At 69.0% G+C, this 24,057-nt stretch carries 22 protein-coding genes; all 22 read left to right on the forward strand.

Annotation, left to right across the window (positions count from 1 at the left end; all coding sequences use genetic code 11):
• Positions 1–28: 28 nt before the first annotated feature.
• Positions 29–2,986 carry a DEAD/DEAH box helicase gene (locus tag ACIOTO_RS15780; RefSeq protein ID WP_400858531.1) on the forward strand — a complete coding sequence of 986 codons (2,958 nt, stop codon included), beginning with the start codon at positions 29–31 and terminating at the stop codon, positions 2,984–2,986.
• Positions 2,987–3,067: 81 nt separating this feature from the next.
• Complete coding sequence (locus tag ACIOTO_RS15785) at positions 3,068–4,645, forward strand: Rieske 2Fe-2S domain-containing protein (protein ID WP_105709954.1); 1,578 nt, start codon at positions 3,068–3,070, stop codon at positions 4,643–4,645.
• An 84-nt stretch (positions 4,646–4,729) separates the two neighbouring features.
• Positions 4,730–5,260 (forward strand): bifunctional pyr operon transcriptional regulator/uracil phosphoribosyltransferase PyrR, encoded by a 531-nt coding sequence (pyrR, locus tag ACIOTO_RS15790; protein WP_400858532.1) that lies wholly within the window; start codon positions 4,730–4,732, stop codon positions 5,258–5,260.
• A complete protein-coding gene (locus ACIOTO_RS15795) occupies positions 5,257–6,222 on the forward strand; it encodes an aspartate carbamoyltransferase catalytic subunit (RefSeq protein ID WP_400858533.1) in 966 nt (321 codons plus the stop codon). The genes pyrR and ACIOTO_RS15795 overlap by 4 nt, the downstream gene beginning before the upstream one ends.
• Entirely contained in the window at positions 6,219–7,523 is a 1,305-nt protein-coding gene (locus tag ACIOTO_RS15800) for a dihydroorotase (RefSeq protein ID WP_400858534.1), read from the forward strand. Before ACIOTO_RS15795 ends, ACIOTO_RS15800 begins: the two co-directional genes overlap by 4 nt.
• Positions 7,520–8,032 carry a hypothetical protein gene (locus tag ACIOTO_RS15805; protein WP_029263353.1) on the forward strand — a complete coding sequence of 171 codons (513 nt, stop codon included), beginning with the start codon at positions 7,520–7,522 and terminating at the stop codon, positions 8,030–8,032. Before ACIOTO_RS15800 ends, ACIOTO_RS15805 begins: the two co-directional genes overlap by 4 nt.
• Positions 8,029–9,207: a glutamine-hydrolyzing carbamoyl-phosphate synthase small subunit gene (gene carA / locus ACIOTO_RS15810; protein WP_400858535.1), complete on the forward strand. Its 1,179-nt coding sequence runs from the start codon at positions 8,029–8,031 to the stop codon at positions 9,205–9,207. The genes ACIOTO_RS15805 and carA overlap by 4 nt, the downstream gene beginning before the upstream one ends.
• Positions 9,207–12,494 carry a carbamoyl-phosphate synthase large subunit gene (gene carB, locus ACIOTO_RS15815; RefSeq protein WP_400858536.1) on the forward strand — a complete coding sequence of 1,096 codons (3,288 nt, stop codon included), beginning with the start codon at positions 9,207–9,209 and terminating at the stop codon, positions 12,492–12,494. Before carA ends, carB begins: the two co-directional genes overlap by 1 nt.
• On the forward strand, positions 12,491–13,336 hold the full coding sequence (pyrF, locus tag ACIOTO_RS15820) for an orotidine-5'-phosphate decarboxylase (protein ID WP_400858537.1): 846 nt from the start codon (positions 12,491–12,493) through the stop codon (positions 13,334–13,336). The genes carB and pyrF overlap by 4 nt, the downstream gene beginning before the upstream one ends.
• Positions 13,329–14,240: a guanylate kinase gene (gene gmk / locus ACIOTO_RS15825; RefSeq protein WP_029263357.1), complete on the forward strand. Its 912-nt coding sequence runs from the start codon at positions 13,329–13,331 to the stop codon at positions 14,238–14,240. The genes pyrF and gmk overlap by 8 nt, the downstream gene beginning before the upstream one ends.
• Before the next feature lie 66 nt (positions 14,241–14,306).
• Entirely contained in the window at positions 14,307–14,561 is a 255-nt protein-coding gene (gene rpoZ / locus ACIOTO_RS15830) for a DNA-directed RNA polymerase subunit omega (RefSeq protein ID WP_017204385.1), read from the forward strand.
• Positions 14,562–14,649: 88 nt separating this feature from the next.
• Positions 14,650–15,843 (forward strand): methionine adenosyltransferase, encoded by a 1,194-nt coding sequence (gene metK, locus ACIOTO_RS15835; RefSeq protein WP_400858538.1) that lies wholly within the window; start codon positions 14,650–14,652, stop codon positions 15,841–15,843.
• Positions 15,844–15,859: 16 nt separating this feature from the next.
• A complete protein-coding gene (locus ACIOTO_RS15840) occupies positions 15,860–17,818 on the forward strand; it encodes a primosomal protein N' (protein ID WP_400858539.1) in 1,959 nt (652 codons plus the stop codon).
• A gap of 18 nt (positions 17,819–17,836) precedes the next feature.
• Positions 17,837–18,757: a methionyl-tRNA formyltransferase gene (fmt, locus tag ACIOTO_RS15845; RefSeq protein ID WP_400858540.1), complete on the forward strand. Its 921-nt coding sequence runs from the start codon at positions 17,837–17,839 to the stop codon at positions 18,755–18,757.
• Entirely contained in the window at positions 18,754–20,250 is a 1,497-nt protein-coding gene (locus tag ACIOTO_RS15850) for an RsmB/NOP family class I SAM-dependent RNA methyltransferase (protein WP_372466802.1), read from the forward strand. The genes fmt and ACIOTO_RS15850 overlap by 4 nt, the downstream gene beginning before the upstream one ends.
• 4 nt (positions 20,251–20,254) lie before the next feature.
• Positions 20,255–20,935, forward strand: coding sequence for a ribulose-phosphate 3-epimerase (gene rpe, locus ACIOTO_RS15855; protein WP_105709946.1), 681 nt, complete (start codon positions 20,255–20,257; stop codon positions 20,933–20,935).
• Positions 20,932–21,195 carry a phosphoribosyl-ATP diphosphatase gene (locus ACIOTO_RS15860; RefSeq protein WP_400858541.1) on the forward strand — a complete coding sequence of 88 codons (264 nt, stop codon included), beginning with the start codon at positions 20,932–20,934 and terminating at the stop codon, positions 21,193–21,195. The genes rpe and ACIOTO_RS15860 overlap by 4 nt, the downstream gene beginning before the upstream one ends.
• A gap of 38 nt (positions 21,196–21,233) precedes the next feature.
• Positions 21,234–22,076, forward strand: a complete 843-nt coding sequence (hisG, locus tag ACIOTO_RS15865; protein ID WP_029263363.1) for an ATP phosphoribosyltransferase — start codon at positions 21,234–21,236, stop codon at positions 22,074–22,076.
• A complete protein-coding gene (hisF, locus tag ACIOTO_RS15870) occupies positions 22,076–22,837 on the forward strand; it encodes an imidazole glycerol phosphate synthase subunit HisF (protein ID WP_372466803.1) in 762 nt (253 codons plus the stop codon). Before hisG ends, hisF begins: the two co-directional genes overlap by 1 nt.
• The gene (gene hisI / locus ACIOTO_RS15875) at positions 22,834–23,193 is read left to right on the forward strand and encodes a phosphoribosyl-AMP cyclohydrolase (RefSeq protein ID WP_029263365.1); all 360 of its coding nucleotides are present in this window, start codon (positions 22,834–22,836) and stop codon (positions 23,191–23,193) included. Before hisF ends, hisI begins: the two co-directional genes overlap by 4 nt.
• On the forward strand, positions 23,190–23,777 hold the full coding sequence (locus tag ACIOTO_RS15880) for a Trp biosynthesis-associated membrane protein (RefSeq protein ID WP_105709944.1): 588 nt from the start codon (positions 23,190–23,192) through the stop codon (positions 23,775–23,777). The genes hisI and ACIOTO_RS15880 overlap by 4 nt, the downstream gene beginning before the upstream one ends.
• A gap of 47 nt (positions 23,778–23,824) precedes the next feature.
• Positions 23,825–24,055: an HGxxPAAW family protein gene (locus tag ACIOTO_RS15885; RefSeq protein WP_029263367.1), complete on the forward strand. Its 231-nt coding sequence runs from the start codon at positions 23,825–23,827 to the stop codon at positions 24,053–24,055.
• The last annotated feature ends 2 nt before the right edge of the window (positions 24,056–24,057 follow it).

The raw sequence follows: 24,057 nt of genomic DNA on the forward strand, positions 1-24,057 counted from the left end.
TGTCGGTGGTGTCGGAGAGGATGGGGGCATGTCCCTCGCGTCCGATCCGTCCCGCTCGGAGGGCTCGTCATCCGCGGACTGGCGGTCGATTCTCGGTTCTCCGCGCGACGACGCAGAAACTCCACTCGCACTCGGCGTGGAACTGCGGCTGCGCGACGGCCGAGGCGCGAACCCGTGGGCGTCCCGCCCGCAGCGCACGGCGACCGCGCGCGACGTGGCGAAACGTACCGGCGAGATCCTGCTCGGCATCCGGCCGCTCGAGAAGAGTGCGTCCACCGGCGCCTGGGTGCAGGGCACGGCATCGTGGGACGCCGTCCGCCGCTCGCCCACGCAGTACGGACGCGACCGGTCGCGGTGGTTCGCCGATCTGCTCAGCATCGCGCGCGACACTCTTCTGTCGGGCACGGCCGGCGACTGGCTGGTCGCCGACCTGATCGAGTCCGGCCTGCTCTGGGGGCATCTGCGTGCCGCGGCTGACGTCGGCATCCCCCTCGTCGCCGCCCAGAAGAGCACGACCGTCGTGCTCGCGGAGCGCGCATCGATCGGCGCCACCGTCGGACGCGAGGGCGGTGGCCTCATCGTGCACCCGGCCGTCACGATCGACGGCCGCGAGGTCGACCCGCTCGCCGTGCATCCGATCGGGCACAGTGGTCTGTACGAGGTCGCACAACGCGGCACGAAGCTCCGTGTCACGCTGGCCGAGGTGGCGATCAGCCGCCCGGTGCACGCCCTGCTCGGCGCCGGCGAGGGCCTCGAGGTGCCTGCCGGTGACGAGGCGGCATTCTTCCGTGATGCCTACCCGCTGCTGGCTCGTCGCATCGATGTGCGGCCGGTCGGTCGGGTCGAGCTGCCTCCTCTTCCGGCGCCCCGTGCCGTGGTGGAGCTGTCCTTCCAGCGGGGCGACACCGTCAAGTATTCGTTCGCGTGGGACTACCGCGGGTTCGGACTCGTGCCTTTCACGCCGAGTTCCGATGCGGTGCGAGACACCGTCGCCGAAGATGCGCTCAGGGATGCGCTTCAGGCCGTGTGGACGGAACGACTGGGGGAGGAGCTCGCGCCCACCGGGGCTTTCCACGACGTCGCGGCCGCCGAATTCGTCACCCGAGTGGTGCCGGCGCTCGAGGCCGAGGGCGTCACCGTCACCGTCACCGGCCGCAGCAAGAGCTATCACGAGCTCACGGGCGAGCCCGAGATCACGGTGACCACGGTCGAGAGCACTGATCCCGACTGGTTCGATCTCGGTGTCCTGGTGAAGATCGACGGCCGCACCATCCCGTTCGGACCCCTCTTCACCGCATTGAGCAAGGGCAAGAAGAAGCTCCTGCTCTCCGACGGCGGCTATTTCTCCCTGAATCACCGGGCGCTCGACCGCCTCCGCGAACTGATCGAGGAGGCCGGCGAACTCGAGGAGTGGGAAGCCGGTCCACGGATCAGCCGACATCAGACCGATCTCTGGGAGGAGTTCGAGGATCTCGCCGACGAGGCTCTTCCCGCAGTGACATGGCGGGCGACGGCCGACGGGCTGCGTCGGGCGAGTTCCGTGCCGGCGGTCGCGGTGCCGCAGGGAATCACGGCCGAACTCCGCCCTTATCAGAAAGAGGGTTTGGACTGGCTCGCCTTTCTCTGGGCGCACCGTCTCGGCGGCATCCTCGCCGACGACATGGGCCTCGGCAAGACGCTGCAGCTGCTGGCGCTCATCATGCACGCGCGCGAAGCGGGGGAGCGGCGACCGTTCCTCGTCGTCGTGCCCACGTCTGTCCTCGCGACCTGGCGCAGCGAGGCCGCACGATTCGCGCCGGCGCTGCGCGTGCAGGTCAGGGCGAGCACGCAGGGGCCGCCATTGACGGACTCGCTGCGGGACATCGACCTCGTGATCACGACCTATGCGGTCGCACGGCTCGACGAAGACGTGTACGCCGGTGTCGAGTGGGCCGGGCTCATCCTCGATGAAGCCCAGTTCGTCAAGAATCCCGAGACCAAGCTGCACCGCGCGGTCGCGACGTTCCGCGCGGACGTCACCTTCGCGGTCACCGGAACCCCGATGGAGAACAGCCTCAGCGAGCTGTGGGCCCTGCTCAAGCTGACGGCGCCGGGCCTCTTCGCCTCGGCTCGGAAGTTCCGCGAGGACTACATCCAGCCGATCGAGCAGGGCAAGGTCCCCGAGAACGAGGAGGGCGGCGCCTATCGGCAGCGTCGACTCGAACGGCTGCGCCGCCGCATCCGCCCGCTCCTGCTGCGGCGCACGAAAGAACTCGTCGCGCCGGAGCTGCCGGCGAAACAGGAGCAGATCCTCGAAGTCGAGCTGAGTTCCTCCCACCGGGCGCTCTACGAGGTCGTCCTGCAGCGCGAGCGGCAGAAGGTGCTGGGACTGCTGGAAGACCTCGACCGCAACCGCTTCATCGTGTTCCGCTCCCTGACGCTGATGCGCATGCTCAGCCTGGCCCCCGGACTGATCGATCCCGAAGACGCGAAGATCGGCTCGCGCAAGCTCGACGTGTTACTCGAGCGCGTGATCGAGCTGCAGGCCGAGGGCCATCGGGCTCTGGTGTTCAGCCAGTTCACATCGTTCCTCGACATGGCCGCGGCGCGCCTCGATGCCGCAGGCATCCCGTATGCGCATCTGGACGGCTCGACGCGGCACCGCCAGAAGGTTGTCGAGGGCTTCACATCGGGGGAGCAGCCGGTGTTCCTCATCAGCCTGAAGGCCGGCGGATTCGGACTCACCCTGACCGAGGCCGACTACGTGTTCCTGCTCGATCCGTGGTGGAACCCGGCTGCCGAGGCGCAGGCCGTGGACCGCACGCACCGCATCGGGCAAGAGAGCCAGGTGTTCGTCTACCGCATGATCGCCACGGGCACGATCGAGGAGAAGGTGCTCGAACTCCAGCGTCGGAAGGCCCGCCTGTTCACGGCGGTGCTGGACGACGAGGCACTGTTCGCGCAGTCGCTCTCCGCCGAGGACATCCGCGGGCTCTTCGACGCCTGACCGGAATACTCACGGCGAGGTCGACCGGGCCCACAGGGAGCCCTCGGTACAATCGAACGGTTCACTTTCGGGAGGAATGCAATGCGGATCACGGGACTCGGCCACGCCGGGATGTTCATCGAGACCTTGGGCGGGAACATCATCTGCGACCCGGTCCTCGGGCCCTCTTTCTACGGATCCTGGTTCCCGTTCCCCGACAACCGAGGACTCGACTGGGAGCGTTTCGGGCGTGAGGCCGACTTCCTCTGGATCTCGCACCGCCACCGCGACCACTTCGACCCGAAGCTGCTCGAGCGCTACATCCGCAAGGACATCGAGGTGCTGCTTCCGGAGTACCCGACCGATGACCTCGAGAAGGACATCCGGGCCCTCGGCTACACGAACATCACCTACGCGCCCGCCGGTCGGGTCATCGAGCGCGGCGAGCTCAAGATGATGATCACGCCGCTGCGCGCGCCCAGCGACGGTCCGATCGGTGACTCCTCCCTGAGCGTCGACGACGGTACCGGCTCGGTGCTCAACCAGAACGACTCGCACCCGCTCGACCTCGAGAAGCTGCTCGATTTCGGGAAGCCCGACGCGTACTTCACCCAGGTCTCCGGTGCGATCTGGTGGCCCATGGTCTACGACCTGCCGCTGGATGCCAAGCAGAACTTCGCTCGGCTCAAGCGCGAGGCGCAGAACAAGCGCGCCATGTACTACATCGAGAAGGTCGATGCCCCGCACGTCTTCCCGATGGCCGGCCCGCCCATGTTCCTCCGCGACGACCTGTTCGACTTCAACGGGCTCGGCAAGAACGGCGAGTCTATCTTCACGGATCAGAAGCAGTTCCTCGCGCACATGAAGGAACTCGCGCCGCAGTACGACGGCCAGCTCTTCATCCCCGGCACCGTGGTCACGGTCGATGGGGGAGCAGTCACGAGTGAGCAGACCCTCTACACCGAGGCCGAGATCGCGCACATCTTCGATGAGAAGTGGGACTACCTCGAGGAGCAGCGCGCGAGCCGACAGCAGGAGATCCGCGATGAGGAGGCCTCTCGCGCCGAGATCATCCCGCCCGCGGAGATGCTCGAAGCCCTCAAGACGTGGTGGGAGCCGCTGCTGAAGAAGTCCCGCACGATCCGGCTCGGCGTCGGTGGCTGCGTGCGCTTCCGCATCGGCGAGCTCGACATGGTCGTCGACTTTCCGCGCGCGAAGGTCCGCGAGTACGCGGGCGAAGAGTGCGTGTACTGGTACACCATCCCCGCCGATCTGGTGTCGACCAACATCGTCGACCACGAGATCGACTGGTCGAACTCGATCTTCCTCTCGATGCAGTTCTCCGTGGGCCGCAGCGGCAAGTTCAACGAGTTCCTCACCACGTTCCTCAAGTGCCTCTCGGTCGACCGCATCGAGTACGTCGAGAACTGGTATCAGGAGCAGACCGACCAGACCGAAGACACCGAGATCGGTGACTGGGTCGTTCAGCGTCGCTGCCCGCACCTGCGCGCAGACCTCACCCGCACCGGCACGGTCGACGAAGACGGGATCCTCACGTGCAGCATGCACGACTGGAAGTGGGATCTGAAGACCGGGCGCTGTCTTTCCACCGCAGGTCACGCGATCCGTTCGTCGAAGATCGACGACGTCACCGACCCGGTGCTGCAAGAGGCCAGCTGACCCTCGGGAGCCTCATCGCTCCGATACACTGGCATGACAAACAACCTTTAACACCGTCCTGTGAGGCGGAGAAGGGAGCGGCCGATGAGCATGCGCACCGTGCTGCACGAAGCCGACATCTCACGAGCGCTGACCCGGATCGCGCACGAGATCCTCGAGTCCAATCGAGGCGCCGAGAGCCTCGTCCTGCTGGGCATTCCGACCCGGGGCGTCACTCTCGCCCACCGACTCGGCCTGCTGATCAGCGAGATCGCACAGCAGTCCGTCCCGGTCGGATCGCTCGATGTCACGCTGTTCCGCGATGACCTCGCCAAGCACCCGACCCGTTCTCCGCAGCCGACCGAGATCCCTGTGGGCGGCATCGACGGCAAGACCGTCGTCCTCGTCGACGACGTGCTCTTCTCCGGTCGCAGCATCCGCGCCGCTCTCGACGCGATCCAGTCCATCGGACGCCCCACCGTCGTGCGCCTCGCGATCCTCGTGGACCGTGGGCACCGTGAGCTTCCGATCCGGCCGGACTTCATCGGCAAGAACATCCCCTCCGCCCGCACCGAACGGGTCAACGTGCGCCTCCTCGAGAACGACGGGGCCGAGGAGGTGACGATCGGCGAATGAGACACCTCCTCGACACACGCACCCTCGACAGGACCACTGCCCTGCGCATCCTCGACGTCGCCGAAGACATGTCCGACACGCAGTCGCGCGAGGTCAAGAAGCTCCCGACCCTGCGGGGCAAGACGGTCGTCAACCTCTTCTTCGAGGACTCGACGCGCACGCGCATTTCGTTCGAAGCCGCCGCCAAGCGACTCTCCGCCGATGTCATCAACTTCGCCGCGAAGGGCTCCAGCGTCTCGAAGGGCGAGAGCCTGAAGGACACCGCGCAGACGCTCGAGGCGATCGGTGCCGATGCGGTCGTGGTCCGTCACCCGGGCTCCGGTGCGCCACAGACCCTCGCGACCAGCGGGTGGATCTCGGCGGGGGTCGTGAATGCCGGCGACGGCACCCACGAGCATCCGACGCAGGCGCTGCTCGACGCCTTCACGATCCGCAAGCGCCGGTTCGGCGCCGACAGCCGCGGCCAGGACCTGAGCGGAATTCGCGTCGTGATCGTGGGCGACGTCCTGCACTCACGGGTCGCCCGCTCGAACGTCTGGCTGCTCACCACGCTCGGCGCCGAGGTCACCCTGGTGGCTCCGCCGACGCTGGTTCCGCAGAACGTCTCGCTCTGGCCGGTCCGGGTCGTGTACGACCTCGATCACGCGCTGGCGGACGAGCCGGACGCGGTGATGATGCTGCGCATCCAGCTCGAACGGATGAACGCCGCGTATTTCCCGACTGAGCGGGAGTATTCCCGCCGCTGGGGGCTGGACGCGCGGCGAGTGGCGGCTCTTCCGGGCGGTAGCATTGTGATGCACCCCGGACCCATGAACCGGGGACTGGAGATCTCGTCGGAAGCAGCCGATTCCCCCCGTTCGACGGTGCTGGAACAGGTCACGAACGGGGTGTCCGTCCGCATGGCGGTGCTGTACCTGCTTCTGGCAGGAGAACGAGACGACGAACGAGGGGGAGACCTGTGAACGAGACCCTCGTCATCACCGGCGCACAGCTTCTCGGTGCCGAGAGCGCCGACATCATCATCGAGGACGGCCGGATCGCCGAGATCGGCAGCGGGTTGAGCCGCTCCGGCGCGCGCGTCGTCGACGCGGCGGGACTCGTCGCGCTGCCCGGACTCGTCGACCTGCACACGCATCTGCGCGAACCGGGCTACGAAGCGTCCGAGACGATCCTCACCGGCACGAGGGCTGCGGCCGCCGGCGGCTTCACGGCCGTCTTCGCCATGCCCAACACCTCGCCGGTCGCCGACACCGCGGGTGTGGTCGAGCAGGAGCTCGCCCTCGGTGAAGCAGCCGGCTACGCCACCGTGCAGCCCATCGGCGCGGTCACCGTCGGCCAGAAGGGCGAGCGTCTCGCCGAGCTGGGCGCCATGGCGACCTCCCGCGCGCAGGTCCGCGTCTTCAGCGACGACGGCTTCTGCGTGTTCGACCCGCTGATCATGCGTCGTGCGCTGGAGTATGTGAAGTCCTTCGGGGGAGTCATCGCCCAGCACGCGCAGGATCCACGCCTCACCGAGGGCGCCCAGATGAACGAGGGCACGGTCTCGGCAGAGCTGGGCCTCGCAGGCTGGCCCGCCGTCGCCGAAGAGTCGATCATCGCCCGCGACGTGCTGCTCGCGGAGCATGTCGGCTCGCGCCTGCACGTGTGCCACCTCTCGACCGCGGGGTCGGTGGACATCATCCGCTGGGCCAAGAAGCGCGGCATCGATGTCACGGCTGAGGTCACCCCTCATCACCTGCTGCTGACCGACGAGCTGGTGCGCGGATACGACGCGCGGTACAAGGTCAACCCCCCGCTGCGCCGGGAAGAGGATGTGCTCGCCGTGCGCGAGGGCCTCGCCGACGGCACGATCGACATCGTGGCCACCGACCACGCCCCGCACCCGAGCGAGCACAAGGCGTGCGAGTGGCAGGCTGCCGCGAACGGCATGGTGGGCCTCGAGAGCGCGCTGCGCGTCGTGCACCAGTCGATGGTGCAGACCGGGCTGCTGGAGTGGTCCGATGTCGCACGGGTGATGAGCGCGACGCCGGCGCGTATCGGCAGCCTCGCCGGTCACGGCACTCCGCTCGAGGTCGGTCAGCCCGCCCAGATCACGCTCTACGACGCCTCCGTCGACGGCGTCTTCACCGAAGCGGATCTGCACGGCCGCAGTGTGAACTCGCCGTACCTCGGCAGGGCTCTTCCCGGACGGGTCGAGTACACGATCCACGGCGGCGTCCTCACGGTCGACGGCGGCAGCGTCGTCGAGGAGCTCGGCGCATGAGCGCTCGGGATCTCGCCGTCGCGATCACGATCGCGGTCGCGCTCCTGGTGCTGCTCACAATGCTCTTCGCCTGGCGACGACGAATCCGCCGCGACTCCGTGTTCACGGCCCCGCTGGGGGTTCCGGAGCACGCGGAGGTCTCCCGCCGCGACGAGGTGCTGTACGTGTCGACGACACGGCACGAGCAGCCGCTCGAGCGTCTGGCGGTGTCGCCTCTCGCGTACCGGGCCCGCGGCGAACTCGCCCTCACGGATCGCGGCATCGCCCTCTGCCTCGACGGCGAGCCGACGGTGTTCCTCGCGAGCGCCCGGCTCGTCGCCGTCGACCGCGCCACGGTCACGATCGACCGGGTCGTCGAGCCCGGTGGCCTCGTGCGCATCGCCTGGAACATCGACGACGACACGATCGTCGACAGCTACCTGCGGCTCGCCACCGGCGACCCGCGGACTCTCATCTCCGACCTGCAGCGGCTCGTCCCCGCCGCCCCCGACACAGGAGCAACGTCATGACACTCTCGACACCCCCCGGACAGGCCCCCGCGGCCCAGCTCCCCGATCCCGCCGTCCTCGTCCTGGAAGACGGCACCCGCCACACCGGACGCGCCTACGGCGCCCGCGGGCGCACGCTGGGCGAGGTCGTCTTCGCGACCGGCATGTCCGGTTACCAGGAGACGATCACCGACCCCTCCTACGCGGGCCAGATCGTCCTGCAGACGGCACCGCACATCGGCAACACCGGCATGAACGACGAGGATGCGGAATCCCGTCGCATCTGGGTCTCCGGATACATCGTGCGCGACCCCTCGCGTGTGGTCTCCAACTGGCGTGCGAACGCCTCGCTCGACGACGTGCTCGTCGAAGACGGCATCGTGGGCATCAGCGGCATCGACACCCGGGCGATCACCCGCCACATCCGTTCGGCCGGCTCCATGCGCGGCGGTATCTTCTCCGGCCCGGATGCCGCCCTCGACCCGGAGGAGCAGGTGCGCATCGTCCGCGAAGCGCCCGAGATGGCGGGACGCAACCTCTCCGCCGAGGTCTCGGTCGACGTCGCGACCGTCACGACGGCGATGGGCAACCGGATCGGCAACCTCGCCGTCCTCGACCTCGGCGTGAAGCAGGCGACGATCGACAACCTCGCCGCCCGCGGCTTCGAGGTGCACGTGCTTCCGCAGGATGTCACGATCGACGAGATCCGGGCGATCGACCCCGTGGCGGTCTTCTACTCGAACGGCCCGGGTGACCCCGCGGCCTCCGGCGACCACATCGAGCTGCTCCGCTCGGTGCTCGATGACGGCCTCCCGTTCTTCGGCATCTGCTTCGGCAACCAGCTGCTCGGCCGCGCGCTCGGTCTCGGCACCTACAAGCTGCCCTTCGGCCACCGCGGTATCAACCAGCCGGTGCTCGACAAGCAGACCGGCAAGGTCGAGATCACGGCCCACAACCACGGCTTCGCGGTCGAGGCGCCCCTGGAGGGCTCCTTCGACAGCCCGAACGGCTACGGCAAGGTCGAGGTCAGTCACGTCGGCCTCAACGACAACGTCGTCGAGGGCCTCCGCGCCCTCGACATCCCGGCCTTCTCGGTGCAGTACCACCCCGAGGCGGCGGCCGGCCCGCACGACGCCAACTACCTCTTCGACAGGTTCCGCGACCTGGTCATCGCCAGCCAGAAGGACTCCAAGTAATGCCCAAGCGCGACGACATCAACTCCGTCCTCGTCATCGGCTCCGGCCCGATCGTCATCGGTCAGGCCTGCGAGTTCGACTACTCCGGCACCCAGGCGTGCCGCGTGCTCCGTGAAGAGGGTGTCCGGGTCATCCTGGTCAACTCCAACCCGGCCACGATCATGACCGACCCTGACTTCGCCGACGCGACCTACATCGAGCCGATCACCTGGCAGGTCATCGAGACGATCATCGCCAAGGAGCGCCCCGACGCGATCCTCCCGACCCTCGGCGGCCAGACCGCGCTGAACGCGGCGATCGAACTGCACAACCACGGAATCCTCGAGAAGTACGACGTCGAGCTCATCGGCGCGAACTTCGAGGCGATCAACAAGGGCGAGGACCGCCAGATCTTCAAGCAGCTGGTCCTCGATGCCGGTGCCGACGTGGCGGATTCCCGCATCGCCCACACGATGGACGAGGTTCTCGCGGCCGCCGACGAGCTCGGCTACCCGCTCGTGGTCCGCCCGAGCTTCACGATGGGCGGCCTGGGGTCCGGCTTCGCGTACGACGAGAGCGACCTGCGTCGCATCGCCGGTGCGGGCCTGCGCGACTCGCCCACCACCGAGGTGCTCCTGGAGGAGTCCATCCTCGGCTGGAAGGAGTACGAACTCGAGCTCATGCGCGACACGGCCGACAACACGGTCGTGGTCTGCTCCATCGAGAACGTCGACCCGGTCGGCGTGCACACGGGTGACTCGATCACGGTCGCGCCCGCGCTGACCCTCACCGACCGCGAGTACCAGAAGATGCGCGACATCGGCATCGACATCATCCGTGCCGTCGGCGTCGACACCGGTGGCTGCAACATCCAGTTCGCGGTGGACCCGTCGAACGGCCGCATCATCGTCATCGAGATGAACCCGCGCGTCTCGCGCTCCAGCGCCCTGGCCTCGAAGGCGACGGGATTCCCGATCGCCAAGCTCGCGGCCAAGCTCGCGCTCGGCTACCGCCTCGACGAGATTCCGAACGACATCACGGGTGTGACTCCGGCGAGCTTCGAGCCCACGCTCGACTACGTCGTGGTCAAGGTGCCGCGCTTCGCGTTCGAGAAGTTCCCGGCGGCCGACGCGACGCTGACCACGACCATGAAGTCGGTGGGCGAGGCGATGGCGATCGGCCGCAACTACGCGACCGCGCTGCAGAAGGCACTCCGCTCGCTGGAGAAGCGCGGATCCAGCTTCCACTGGGGCCCGGAGGAGCGCTCGGTGGAGGAACTCCTCGAGATCTCGAAGATCCCGACCGACGGCCGGATCGTGACGCTGCAGCAGGCGCTGCGCAAGGGAGCGACCGTCGAGCAGGCCTTCGACGCGACGGCGATCGACCCGTGGTTCCTCGACCAGATCGTGCTGATCAACGAGGTCGCCGAGATCGTGCGCACGGCTCCCGAGCTCGACGCCGCGACCCTCCGGTACGCCAAGGAGCACGGCTTCTCCGACGCGCAGCTCGCCGAGATCCGCGGCACGAACGAGGCAGAGGTGCGCGGCGTCCGCCACGGCCTCGGCATCCGCCCGGTGTACAAGACGGTCGACACCTGCGCCGGCGAGTTCCCGGCTCTCACGCCGTACCACTACTCGAGCTACGACTTCGAGACCGAGGTGGCACCGTCCGAGCGGACCAAGGTCGTCATCATCGGCTCGGGCCCGAACCGCATCGGTCAGGGCGTCGAATTCGACTACTCGTGCGTGCACGCCTCGTTCGCGCTGTCGGACGCCGGCTTCGAGACCGTGATGGTCAACTGCAACCCGGAGACCGTGTCGACCGACTACGACACCTCCGACCGCCTGTACTTCGAGCCGCTGACGCTCGAAGACGTGCTGGAGGTGCTCGACGCGGAAGCCGCGAGCGGAACCATCCTCGGCGTCGTGTGCCAGCTCGGCGGCCAGACGCCGCTCGGGCTCGCGAAGGGCATCGAGGCAGCCGGGTACACGGTGCTCGGCACCAGCCCCGAGGCGATCGACCTGGCCGAGGAGCGCGAGCTCTTCTCCCGTCTGCTCGACGAGGCAGGGCTCGTGGCGCCGCGAAACGGCACCGCGATCGACGTCGAGGGCGCCGTGCGCATCGCCGAGGAGATCGGCTACCCGGTGCTGGTGCGCCCGAGCTTCGTGCTCGGCGGACGCGGCATGGAGATCGTCTACGACACCGCGTCGCTGCGTGACTACTTCGTGCGCACCGCGGGCGAGGTCGTCATCGAGGAGGGCAAGCCGCTCCTGGTCGACCGCTTCCTCGACGACGCGATCGAACTCGACGTGGACGCGCTCTACGACGGCACCGATCTGTACATCGGCGGCGTCATGGAGCACCTCGAAGAGGCCGGCATCCACTCCGGCGACTCGAGCTGCACCCTGCCTCCGGTCTCGCTCGGCCGCACCGATGTGGACCGCGTGCGCGAGGCCACTCTGGCCATCGCGAAGGGCGTCGGCGTGCGCGGACTGCTGAACGTGCAGTTCGCCATCAGTGCCGGTGTGCTCTACGTCATCGAGGCGAACCCCCGCGCCAGCCGGACCGTGCCCTTCGTCTCCAAGGCGCTCGGCATCCCGATGGCCAAGGCCGCGAGCCGTGTGATGACCGGTTCCACGATCGCCGAGCTGCGCGCCGAGGGCATGCTGCCCGAGCAGGACGGATCCCGCGTTCCGCTCGACGCCCCGGTGTCGGTCAAGGAGGCCGTGCTCCCGTTCAAGCGGTTCCGTACGGCCGACGGCAAGACGGTCGACTCGATCCTCGGCCCGGAGATGCGCTCCACCGGTGAGGTCATGGGCATCGACCGCGACTTCCCGACGGCGTTCGCGAAGAGCCAGGCCGCGGCCTACGGCGGCATGCCCACCTCGGGCACCGTGTTCATCTCGGTCGCCGACTCGGACAAGCGCGCCGTGATCCTGCCTGCGCACCGACTGCAGCAGTTGGGCTTCACGATCGTCGCGACCGAGGGCACCGCCGAGATCCTCTCCCGTAACGGCATCGCCGTGACCGTCGTCGAGAAGTTCAGTGCGACGCAGGAGTCCGGGGCGAAGAACATCGTCGACCTCATCAACGAGGGGGCGATCGACATCGTCGTGAACACCCCGTCTGGCGGGGCGGCCCGTGCCGACGGGTATGAGATCCGCGCGGCAGCGGTCGCCGCTGACAAGGCCCTGTTCACGACCATGGCCGTGCTCGGCGCCGCGGTGAGCGGCATGGACGCGGCCCACGAGGGCTTCCAGGTCAAGAGCCTCCAGGAGTACGCGCTGGAGCGGAAGGCGGCACTGTGAGCGCACGCTTCGGCGAGCGAGTCCGCGCGGCGCTGCACGAACGCGGACCGCTCTGCGTCGGCATCGACCCCCACGCCGCGTTGCTCGCGGCGTGGGGGCTGAGCGACGATGCGCAGGGCGTCCGCGAGTTCGGCCTGCGCACGGTCGAGGCCGCTTCCGGGCGGGTGGGCATCGTCAAGCCCCAGGTCTCGTTCTTCGAGCGCTTCGGCTCCCAGGGCATCGCCGCACTCGAAGATGTTCTCGCAGCGGCACGCGCGGCCGGTCTCGTCGTGATCGCCGACGCCAAGCGGGGAGACATCGGTTCGACGATGGACGACTACGCGCGTGCGTGGCTGACTCCGGGTTCGCCACTGGAGGCCGACGCGCTCACGGTCAACCCGTTCCTCGGAGTCGGTGCTCTCGACGGGGCATTTGCGCTGGCCGCCGACCACGGCAAGGGGCTGTTCGTGCTCGCCGCGACCAGCAACCCCGAGGCCGAACTCCTGCAGCGCTCCACCGGCTCGACGGGTGCGACGGTGTCCGCCGCTGTCATCAGCGAGGTCTCCGCTCGCAACGCCGCGGAGTCAGCGGCAGGGGAGTGGGGGAGCTTCGGTTTCGTGATCGGCGCGACCGTCGACTGGACCCTGGCCGGCATCGAACCCTTCTCCCCAGCAGCTCCCATCCTCGCTCCCGGCTTCGGCGCCCAGGGGGCCACGCCGGCCGACCTGCGTCGCCGCTTCGGCCCGATGTCGGAAGCGGTGATCGCGAGCGAGAGCCGCAGCATCCTCTCGGCGGGTCCCGCGGATCTGGCCGTGGCGATCACCGCACGCGCCGCCGAGTACCTCGAGGTGGCCGGTGTCTGACGCGCAGCGCACGGTTCCCGAAGTCGACAGGGCTGCTGCGGCACGCCGCGCCGTGGAGCGGCGGCGCGCCAGGGCTTCGGTGAAGCGCGATCTCACGATGCGGGTGGTGACCCCGCAGACCGTTCTGCACCGCGCCACCGCGGATGCCGACTCCGTCGAGGGATCGATGCGCATCACCGACTTCCTCCTCGCTCTCCCCGCGATCGGTGCCGGCAAGCGCGACCGGGTACTGGAGGAGCTGCAGATCTCTCCGGTCAAGCGCCTCGGTGGTCTCGGAGCTCGTCAGCGCCGGGTACTCGAGGAATGGCTCGACACGCGCTTCCCCGCGCCGAGCGCGCGAGGAGCGCGGAGTCGACTCCTCGTGCTCGCCGGCCCCACCGCGGTCGGCAAGGGCACGGTCGCCGCGCACATCCGCGAGCACAACCCGGAGATCCACCTCTCGGTGTCAGCGACCACACGGCCCCCGCGCCCCGGCGAGATCCACGGCGTGCACTACTACTTCGTCGACGACGCGGAGTTCGATCGGCTGATCGCCGACGGGGAACTCCTCGAGTACGCGGTGGTCCACAACAAGTCGCGCTACGGCACGCCGCGGGGGCCCATCGACGAGGCTCTGGCCGCAGGCAAGACCGTGCTGCTCGAGATCGACCTGCAGGGCGCTCGTCAGGTGCGCGCCGCAGAACCCGCCGCGACGCTCATCTTCCTGCTGCCTCCGAGCTGGGACGAACTGGTGCACCGGCTGGTCGGCCGTGGCACCGAGGATGCCGAGGAGCGCGCCCGTCGACTGCGCACCGCGAAGGGCGAACTCGCCGCTCAAAACGAGTTCGATCACCTCATCGTGAACGAGGACGTCGCCACGGCGGCCCGCGAGGTCGTAGAATTGTCTTCAAGCTCTGCGCGCTGAGCGTCTTCGCGCGCCATTTCGCACCGACTTCGCGACGATCCCGTCGCCTGACCAGGAGGTCTCACCATGGCCGGACACAACAACGGCATCATCGATCCCCCCATCGACAACCTGCTCGACCGCGTCGACTCCAAGTACGAGCTCGTGATCTACGCCGCCAAGCGCGCGCGCCAGATCAACGATTACTACTCCGATCTGCACGAGGGCAACCTCTTCGACAACGTGGGCCCGCTGGTCGACTCCTCCGTCGAGGACAAGCCGCTCACCATCGCACTGCACGAGATCAACGAGGACAAGCTCCGCCTGCGTCACGCAGAGTGATATTCGAGGCCGCGCCTCCCTTCTGTCGGAGGCGCGGTCCAGAATGGGTGCAACACCCTCCCTCTGTCCGTCCCGTTCTGGAGTTTCGATGAGCGCCCTGCGTCTGTTCACGTCCGAGTCCGTCACCGAGGGGCATCCGGACAAGATCTGCGATCAGATCTCGGACAGCATCCTCGACGGGCTCATCGCCAAGGACAGAGACTCCCGCGTGGCGGTCGAGACGCTGGTCACAACGGGCCTCGTGCACGTCGCCGGCGAGATCCGCACCGAGGCCTACGTCGACATCCCCACGATCGTCCGCCAGGTCGTGAACGGCATCGGCTACACATCCAGTGAGACCGGCTTCGACGGCGACTCCTGCGGTGTCAGTGTCTCGGTGGGCGAGCAGTCGACCGACATCGCCCACGGCGTCGACAGCGCTCAGGAGCACCGCGACGGATCGTCGGTCGATCCGCTCGACGCCCTCGGCGCCGGCGACCAGGGCATCATGTTCGGCTTCGCGACGAACGAGACGCCGCAGCTCATGCCGATGGCCGCGTGGACCGCGCACCGGCTCGCCGAGCGGCTGACGGAGGTACGCCGCTCCGGTGTTCTGCCGTTCCTCCGCCCCGACGGCAAGACCCAGGTGACCCTCGGTTACGACGGCTTCACCCCGAAGACGGTCGACGCCGTCGTGGTCTCGACACAGCATCACCCCGACATCTCGCAGGAAGACCTGCAGGCGCAGGTTCGCGAGCACGTCATCGACCCCGTGCTGGCCACGACCGGTCTCGACCTCGACGACGTCACCCTCTACATCAACCCGGCCGGTCCCTTCGTGACCGGTGGCCCCAAGGGAGACGCCGGGCTCACCGGCCGCAAGATCATCATCGACACCTACGGTGGCGCCTCCCGCCACGGCGGAGGAGCCTTCAGCGGCAAGGACCCGTCGAAGGTCGACCGCTCCGGCGCCTACGCGACCCGATGGGTGGCGAAGAACGCGGTGGCGGCGGGACTCGCTGACCGGCTCGAGCTGCAGATCGCCTATGCGATCGGTGTCGCTCGTCCGGTCGGTCTCTACGTCGAGACCTTCGGCACCGGCAAGGTGTCCGACGAGGTCATCACACAGGCGATCACGTCGGTGTTCGATCTGCGTCCGCAGGCGATCATCGAGCAGCTCGACCTGCTGCGTCCGATCTACGCCCAGACGGCCGCGTACGGTCACTTCGGTCGAGAACTCCCTGATTTCACGTGGGAGCGCACCGACCGCGTCGAAGAACTGCGCCGCGCTGCCGGGCTCTGATGGGACCGCGGTCCTGATGTCTCCGGAGAGCCGGCGCATCGCGCGCGTGCTCCTCGATTCCCCGCTGCCTCAACTCGATCGGCTCTTCGACTACGCGCTCCCTGCAGAACTGGGCGACGTCCCGCTCGGGGTTCGGGTCCGCGTGCCGCTGCGCACCGCTGGGCGCGTGATCGACGGCTACGTCGTCGAGATCGGCACCGAGGACGACGCGGACCGCCCGCTCTCCGAGGTGGAGAGCGTCGTGTCGGAGGTCCCGGTCCTGCCGGAACGTCTGCACACGCTCGCGCGCCGGGTGGCCGACCGGGCAGCCGGCTCTGCCTCGGATGTGCTGCGTCTGGTGATCCCCAAGCGTCAGGTGCGTGTCGAGAAGGCGTGGACCGCCGATGCGCCGGCGGAGACGCCCGACCCGGAGGCGCTCGCGGTGGCCGAGGGCACCGTCGGACTGTACGAGGGCCTCGGGGCCGTGCTCGACTCGGGCGGACGCGCCGCCGTGGAGGCGATTCCTCAGCTCGTCGATGGCCTGCAGGGGTGGGCCCGACTGCTGGCATCTTCCGCGGCCCGGATGCTCGGGGCGGGCAAGTCGTCGATCATCGTCGTCCCCGACAGCCGTGATCTGGACCGGCTCCTCGCGGCGCTCGACGCTCTCGTCCCCACCGGAGCGGTCGTGCGCCACGACTCCCGGCAGACGAATCCCGACCGCTACCGCGGATTCCTGCGCACGCTCGAGGATGCGCCGTGCATCGTGGTGGGCAACCGCTCGGCCGTGTACTCCCCGGTCGTGGCGGGGATGGTCGCGATCTGGGACGACGGCGATCCGCTCCTGGGGGAGCCGCTCGCTCCGTATGTCAACGCTCGCGACGCGGCTCTCCTTCGACAAGAGCTCGAGGGGTCGGCGCTGCTCTTCGCGGGACACACCCGCACCACGGATGTGGAGCGCCTCGTGGTTCTCGGCTGGCTGCAGGATGTGAGGGCGGCACGCCGCGTGCTTCCTCGCGTCGTGCTCAGCACACCGCAGGAGATGGAGCAGCCGACGGCCCAGCGGATGCCGTCCTCCGCCTTCCTCGCCGCGCGCACCGCAGCGGCCGAGGGGCCGGTGCTCGTTCAGGTCTCGCGACCCGGCTTCTCGCCCTCGCTCGTCTGTGCCGAGTGCCGCGCGCCGGCGCGATGCGCCCACTGCGGCGGCCCGCTCGGAGCGAAGCATCGGGGTGCAGTGCCCGTGTGCGGCTGGTGTGGCCGGGCAGCCAGCGCCTGGGCGTGCCCTGCGTGCTCCTCGACCAAGCTGCGACTCGCCTCCTCAGGGAGCGAGCGCACCGCCGACGAGCTCGGGCGGGCGTTCCCGGGTGTACGCGTGATCGTCGCCGACAGTGCGCACCCGGTCGAGCGCGTGCCGGCCAAACCCGCGCTCGTGGTCGCGACCCGCGGCGCGGAGCCGATCGCGGAGGGCGGATACCGTGCCGTCGTCCTCCTCGACGGCCCTCGCATGCTCCAGGCGCCCGACCTGCGCGTCGCGGAATCCTGTCTGCGATGGTGGTCGAACGCGACCGCCCTGGCCGCGCCCGGCGCGCCGATCCATCTCGTCGGGGTCAACGGTGCGGCGGCGAAGGCACTTGCGACCTGGAACCAGGCAGGCCACGCGCGGTCTGAGCTGGAGAGCAGGGCGCCGCTGCACATGCCCCCGACGACCAGAGTGGCTCTGGTCCAGGGCGCGGTTCCGGCGGTCGCGAACGCTCTCGCCGCCCTCACCGAGCTCGCCCTACCCGGGGATGCCGTACTCGGCCCTGTGCCCATCGAGTCCGACGACATTCCCCCTCGGGTGCGAGCGCTCGTGAGGTTCGACTACGGCTCGGGCCCTCGCGTGGCGACCGCCCTGCGCGCCGCTGTCGTCGCCGAAGCAGTGAGCGGCCGCCGCCGAAAGGGGCGTGCGACCAAGAGCACGCTCTCCGTCCGCCTCGATATCCTCGAACCAGAGCTCTGACCCTTCCGGAGAACCTTCATGCGCCTCGTCTTCGCCGGCACACCCGCTGCCGCCGTGCCCACCCTGCGACGTCTCGCGACCTCGCACGACATCGCCGCGGTCGTCACGCGACCCGATGCCCCGCTCGGGAGAAGGCGGGTGCTGACGCCGTCTCCGGTCGCCCAGGCCGCCGTCGAGCTGGGTCTTCCCGTGATCAAGACGGCGCGGCTCGACGAGGCCGCGACAGCCGAGATCTCGGCGCTGCAGGTCGAGCTCGGAGTGATCGTCGCGTACGGCGGGCTGGTGCGCGAGCCGCTGCTCTCCGCCCCGACCGCCGGGTGGATCAACCTGCACTTCTCTCTGCTGCCCGCATGGCGGGGAGCCGCCCCCGTGCAGCGCGCGCTCATCGCGGGCGATCGGGTGCTCGGTGCGAGCGTGTTCCAGCTCGTCGCCGAGCTGGATGCTGGTGACGTATTCGCCATGCGGGCGATTGACGTTCCCGAGACGGCGACCGCAGGAGAGGCGCTCGAGGCGCTCGCGCTGGACGGAGCAGACCTCACGGCCGATGTGGTCTCCGCGGTCGCGGACGGCACGGCGCGGGCGGTTCCGCAGCAGGGCGAGCCGACCTTCGCCGCCAAGCTCACGCTCGCCGACGGACTGCTCGATTGGGACCAGCCGCTCGACGCCGTGTTCGCCCGATTCCGCGGCGTGACTCCCGAGCCGGGAGCGCACACGACCGTCGCCGGTCAGCCCCTCAAGGTACTCGAGGCGGCTCCGGCAACGGATGCCGAATCGCTGCCCCCCGGACGACTCCGGGGTACCAAGACCGCTCTCCACATCGGCACGGGCACCGGGGCACTCGCCGTCACGAGGGTGCAGCCTGCGGGCAAGGGAGCGATGAACGCGGTCGACTGGTGGCGCGGCCTGCGCGGGGGAGATGAGCTGGTGGCCGGATCATGAGCGACGAGCGACGCAACCGTCGAAGCACGCCGTCGAACGGTCGACCGCGCGGCTCCCAGAGCTCGGCGGAGGGGCATCGCGGCGGTCAGCGCGGTCCCGCTCGCACCGTGCAGCCCGCGAGACGGGTGGCCTACGACGTGCTTCGTGCCGTCTCCGAGACCGACGCGTACGCGAACCTCGTGCTTCCCTCGGCCATCGCCGACGCGAAGCTCACCGCTCAGGACGCGGCGCTCGCGACCGAGCTGACCTATGGGACCCTGCGACGGCTCGGGACCTATGACGCGATCATCGCCTCGGCGGCAGATCGTGCGACAGACGGCATCGACCCGGCGGTTCTCGATGCGCTCCGGCTCGCGGTGCACCAGCTGCTCGCGACACGTGTCGCCTCGCACGCCGCGGTGAACGAGTCGGTGAACCTGGTCGCCATCGAATCAGGTCGCGGAGCGTCGAGTTTCGCGAATGCGGTTCTGCGGCGCATCACCCGGGATTCGGCGGAGGCCTGGCAGGAGCGCATCGAAGAGCAGGCGCGCTCCGACGACGAGCGCCTGGCGCTGCGTTCCGCACATCCGGTCTGGGTGATCCGGGCGCTCCGTCGCGCCCTTGCGGCGGAAGGTCGCGACGCCGAGCTCGGCGCCCTCCTCGAGGCCGACAACGCCTCGCCCGATGTGACGCTCGTCGCCCTGCCCGGTCTCGCGGAGCCCGGCGAACCTCGTCTGCCCTACGCGCCGACGGCCTTCGCCTCTCCCGGTGGCGATCCGCGTCTGTCGGTCGAGGCCTCCGGCGGCACGGTGCGCGTGCAGGACGAGGGCTCCCAGCTCGTCGCGCTCGCCCTGGCCGGAGTCTCACCGATCGCCGCGGGGGAGCGGTGGCTCGATCTCTGTGCCGGCCCGGGTGGGAAGACCGCGCTCCTGGCGGCGATCGCGCTCGAGAAGGATGTCGTCCTCGAGGCCAACGAGGTCGTCCCCGTCCGCGCGCGCCTGGTGCGCAAGGCGCTCCGCGCTGTCCCCGGCGAGATCGTGGTGCACGAGCAGGACGGCCGCGAGATCGCGGCCTCGCGTGCCGGCGAGTTCGACCGGATCCTCGTGGACGCGCCCTGCACGGGCTTGGGTGCGCTGCGCCGCCGGCCCGAGGCTCGGTGGCGCAAGTCGCCAGCCGACGTGGCCGAGCTCGTACCGCTCCAGGTGGAGCTGCTCTCCGCCGCGCTCGACGCGCTCGCCCCGGGCGGGATCGTCGCATACGTCACATGCTCGCCCCACCTCGCCGAGACCACGGGCGTCGTGCAGGAGGTGCTGCGCGGGCGCACCGACATCGTCGAGCTCGATGCGCGCGCAGCGATCGCCGACGTCTCGCGGTCGCCGATCGACCTCGCGACCGAGGGGCGCTCCGGTTCCGGCAGCGCACAGCTCTGGCCGCATCGACACGGCACCGACGCGATGTTCCTCGCGCTCCTGCAGCGCTCCGCAACCGTCAACACCACAGGGAAGGAAGACTAGGACCGTGGATCTGCCTCGCGCACCGCGCATCAACCCCAGCATCCTCGCCGCCGACTTCGTGAACATGCAGGCGGACCTCGCCCGCATCGCGACAGCAGACTTCGCGCACGTCGACGTGATGGACAACCACTTCGTGCCCAATCTGACGTTCGGACCCCAGATGGTCGAGCGCATCCAGGCGACCAGCCCGATCCCGCTCGACGTGCACCTGATGATCACCGACCCGGAGCGCTGGGCACCCGAGTATGCCGAGATCGGCGCGGCGAGCGTCACGTTCCACCTCGAGGCCGCCGCCGATCCTGTGGCCCTCGCCCGACGCCTGCGCGACATCGGTTCCCGCGCCGGCGTCGCGGTGAAGCCGGGAACCCCGGTCGATTCGCTGTTCGATGTGCTCGACGAGTTCGATCAGATCCTCGTGATGACGGTCGAGCCGGGATTCGGCGGACAGAGCTTCATGCCCGAGACGATGCCGAAGCTCCGCTCCCTGGCGGAGGAGGCGCGTCGGCGCGGCTCCTCGGTCTGGCTCCAGGTCGACGGCGGTATCTCGGACAGCACGATCGAGTACGCCGCCGCCGCCGGAGCAGACACCTTCGTCGCAGGTTCGGCCGTGTACGGCGCGGACGACATCGAGGCGGCCGTCACCCGGCTGAGAGACCTCGCCCGAGCCGGTAGCCTGGAATCGTGAAGACTTTCGACGAGCTGTTCGCCGAGCTCAGCGTCAAGGCCGAGACCCGTCCCGAAGGATCGGGCACGGTCGCCGAGCTCGAGGGCGGCGTGCACACGATCGGCAAGAAGATCGTCGAAGAGGCCGCCGAGGTGTGGATGGCGTCGGAGTACGAGTCCGATGAGGCCGCCGCCGAGGAGATCTCGCAACTCCTCTATCACGTCCAGGTGATGATGCTCGCGAAGGGTCTCAGCCTGCAAGACGTCTACCGACATCTGTGATGCGCTCCGTTCCTCTCCTCTCGAACTGAAAGCACTCCATGCTGCGCATCGCCGTTCCCAACAAGGGCTCGCTCTCCGAGACCGCCGCCGACATGCTCGCCGAGGCGGGCTACGCCGGACGCCGGGACCCCAAGACCCTGCATGTCATCGACGCCGAGAACGACGTCGAGTTCTTCTTCCTCCGCCCCAAGGACATCGCGACCTACGTCGGTTCCGGTGCGATCGATGTGGGCATCACGGGTCGTGACCTGCTGCTCGACGCCCGCATGCCCGGCGCACGCGAGATCGAGGCTCTCGGCTTCGCGGGATCCACGTTCCGCTTCGCGGCACCCACCGGTCGCTACACCGACGTGGCCGAGCTCGACGGACTGCGCATCGCCACCTCCTACCCGGGGCTGGTCGACGCGTTCCTCGACGAGCGCGACATCGCGGTAGACCTCGTTCCGCTCGACGGAGCGGTCGAATCGGCCGTCCGACTCGGTGTGGCCGACGCGGTCGCCGATGTCGTCGAGACGGGGACCACACTCCGCCAGGCCGGGCTCGAGGTCTTCGGTCCGGTCATCCTGCAGTCCGAGGCCGTGCTCATCGCCGGCCCCACCGATGCCGAGGGTGCCGAGACGCTCCTGCGCCGGCTTCGCGGCGTCATGGTCGCCCGCCGCTTCGTGATGATCGACTACGACCTGCCGGTCGCTCTGCTCGATGAGGCCGTGAAGATCGCCGGTGGCGTGGAGTCGCCGACCGTCTCACCGCTGCGTGACCCGGAATGGGTGGCCGTACGCGTCATGGTCGCGCGCACGCGGGTCAACCCGGTCATGGATGCGCTCTATGCGCTCGGCGCTCGCGCCATCCTGGTCACCGCCATCCACAACGCGAGGCTCTGATGACTCTCGCCAGTCGTGTCATCCCGTGTCTGGATGTGGCCGAAGGCCGTGTCGTCAAGGGCGTGAACTTCGAGAACCTGCGCGACATGGGTGACCCGGTAGAACTCGCCAGGCACTATGCGGCCCAGGGGGCCGACGAGATCACGTTCCTCGACGTGACCGCGACGGTCGATGCGCGAGCCACGACCTACGACGTCGTGCAGCGCACCGCCGAGCAGGTCTTCGTGCCGCTCACGGTCGGCGGGGGAGTGCGCAGCGCCGAAGACGTCGCCCGGCTGCTCTCGGTCGGCGCCGACAAGGTGGGGGTCAACTCGGCCGCCATCGCACGCCCCGAGCTGATCGGCGAGATCGCCGACCGCTTCGGTGCACAGGTGCTCGTCCTGTCGCTCGACGTGAAGCGTGCGCCGACCACGCCCTCCGGCTTCGTCGTCACGACTCACGGCGGTCGCACGCAGACCACCCTCGACGCGGTCGCCTGGGCGCGAGAGGCCGTCGAGCGCGGCGCCGGTGAGCTGCTGGTCAACTCGATCGATGCCGACGGCACGCGCGACGGGTTCGACCTCGAGCTCGTACGGCTCATGCGGGAAGCGGCCTCCGTGCCCGTCATCGCTTCGGGCGGTGCCGGTCAGATCTCCGATTTCGCGCCGGCCATCAAGGCCGGAGCCGATGCCGTGCTCGCGGCGAGCGTCTTCCACACGGGGGCGCTCACCGTCGGCGACGTCAAGGACGCCCTGCGCGCAGATGGGGTGGTGGTCCGATGACCTCCGTGGAAGAGCGCATCGCCCAGGTCGCCTTCAACGCAGACGGGCTCGCGCCGGTGATCGTGCAGCAGTTCGACACGCATGAGGTGCTGATGCTCGCGTGGGTCGATGCCGAGGCGCTGCGGCGCACGCTGACCTCAGGGCGGGCGACCTACTGGTCCCGATCCCGCCAGGAGTATTGGCGCAAGGGCGACACGTCGGGCCACATCCAGGTGGTTCACGAGGCGCGCCTCGACTGCGACGGCGACGCCATCCTGCTCCTGGTCGCGCAGACCGGCCCCGCCTGTCACACCGGCACGCGCACCTGTTTCGACACCACCGACCTCGAGGCGACGACGGGAGCGGATCAGTCATGAGCATCGCGCAGCGCGGTCGCTCGCTCTCTGTCTCCGGCTTCCTGCTCGCCGGGGCGATCGGCATCATCTCGTCGACCCAGACGTGGTTGACGGTGGAGCGTGCGGATGCCGGCGAAGCGATCCTGGTTCCGGGAGCCTCGGCCCTGGTACTGCTCGCTCCGCTCAGCCTCGCGGTGCTCGCCCTCGGGGCGGCACTCGCCATCTCCGGCAAGGTCGTGCGCCTCGTCTTCGGCGTGCTCGCGGCCGCGACGGCGCTGTTCCTCGGCTGGTCGACGATCCAGCTCCTCCTCACCGAACCGTTCGACGCCGTCGCCGCGACAGTGACCGAGGTCACGGGTCTCGCCGGTGGTGGCGCTGTCCACGAGGTCGTCACGAGCATCGTGCCGTCGGCGTGGCCGTACATCGCCCTCGTCGGATGGGTGATCCTGCTCGTCGCATCGGTGGTGGTCCTCACGACTTGGCGTGGCTGGAAGGCGGGTGGGCGGCGGTACCGCACCGACCACGTCGAGGCCGCGCACGACGGCCCGGTGGACGCGGTCGATTCCTGGGACGAGCTGTCCCGGGGAACCGATCCGACGCGTTGACCCCGATAGACTGATTCCGAACTGCACGTCGTCCCCCGGAGGAGAACATGACCAACCCGATCGCCGATCCCGGCCACGGACACTCGCCTGCAGCCTGGACCGCCGTGGTCATCATGCTGGTCGGCGTCGCCGCCGCGACTGTCGCATTCTGCTTCGAGCAGCCGGTGCTCGTCATGATCTCTCTGGTGCTCGTCCCGATCGGTGCGATCGCGGGTTGGGTGCTGGCCAGGGCCGGTTACGGCGTGAAGGGTCCGAAGTACGCTCCGAAGGCGCACTAATG

The organism is Microbacterium sp. NPDC087592, from assembly GCF_044743585.1.
Lineage (GTDB): Bacteria > Actinomycetota > Actinomycetes > Actinomycetales > Microbacteriaceae > Microbacterium.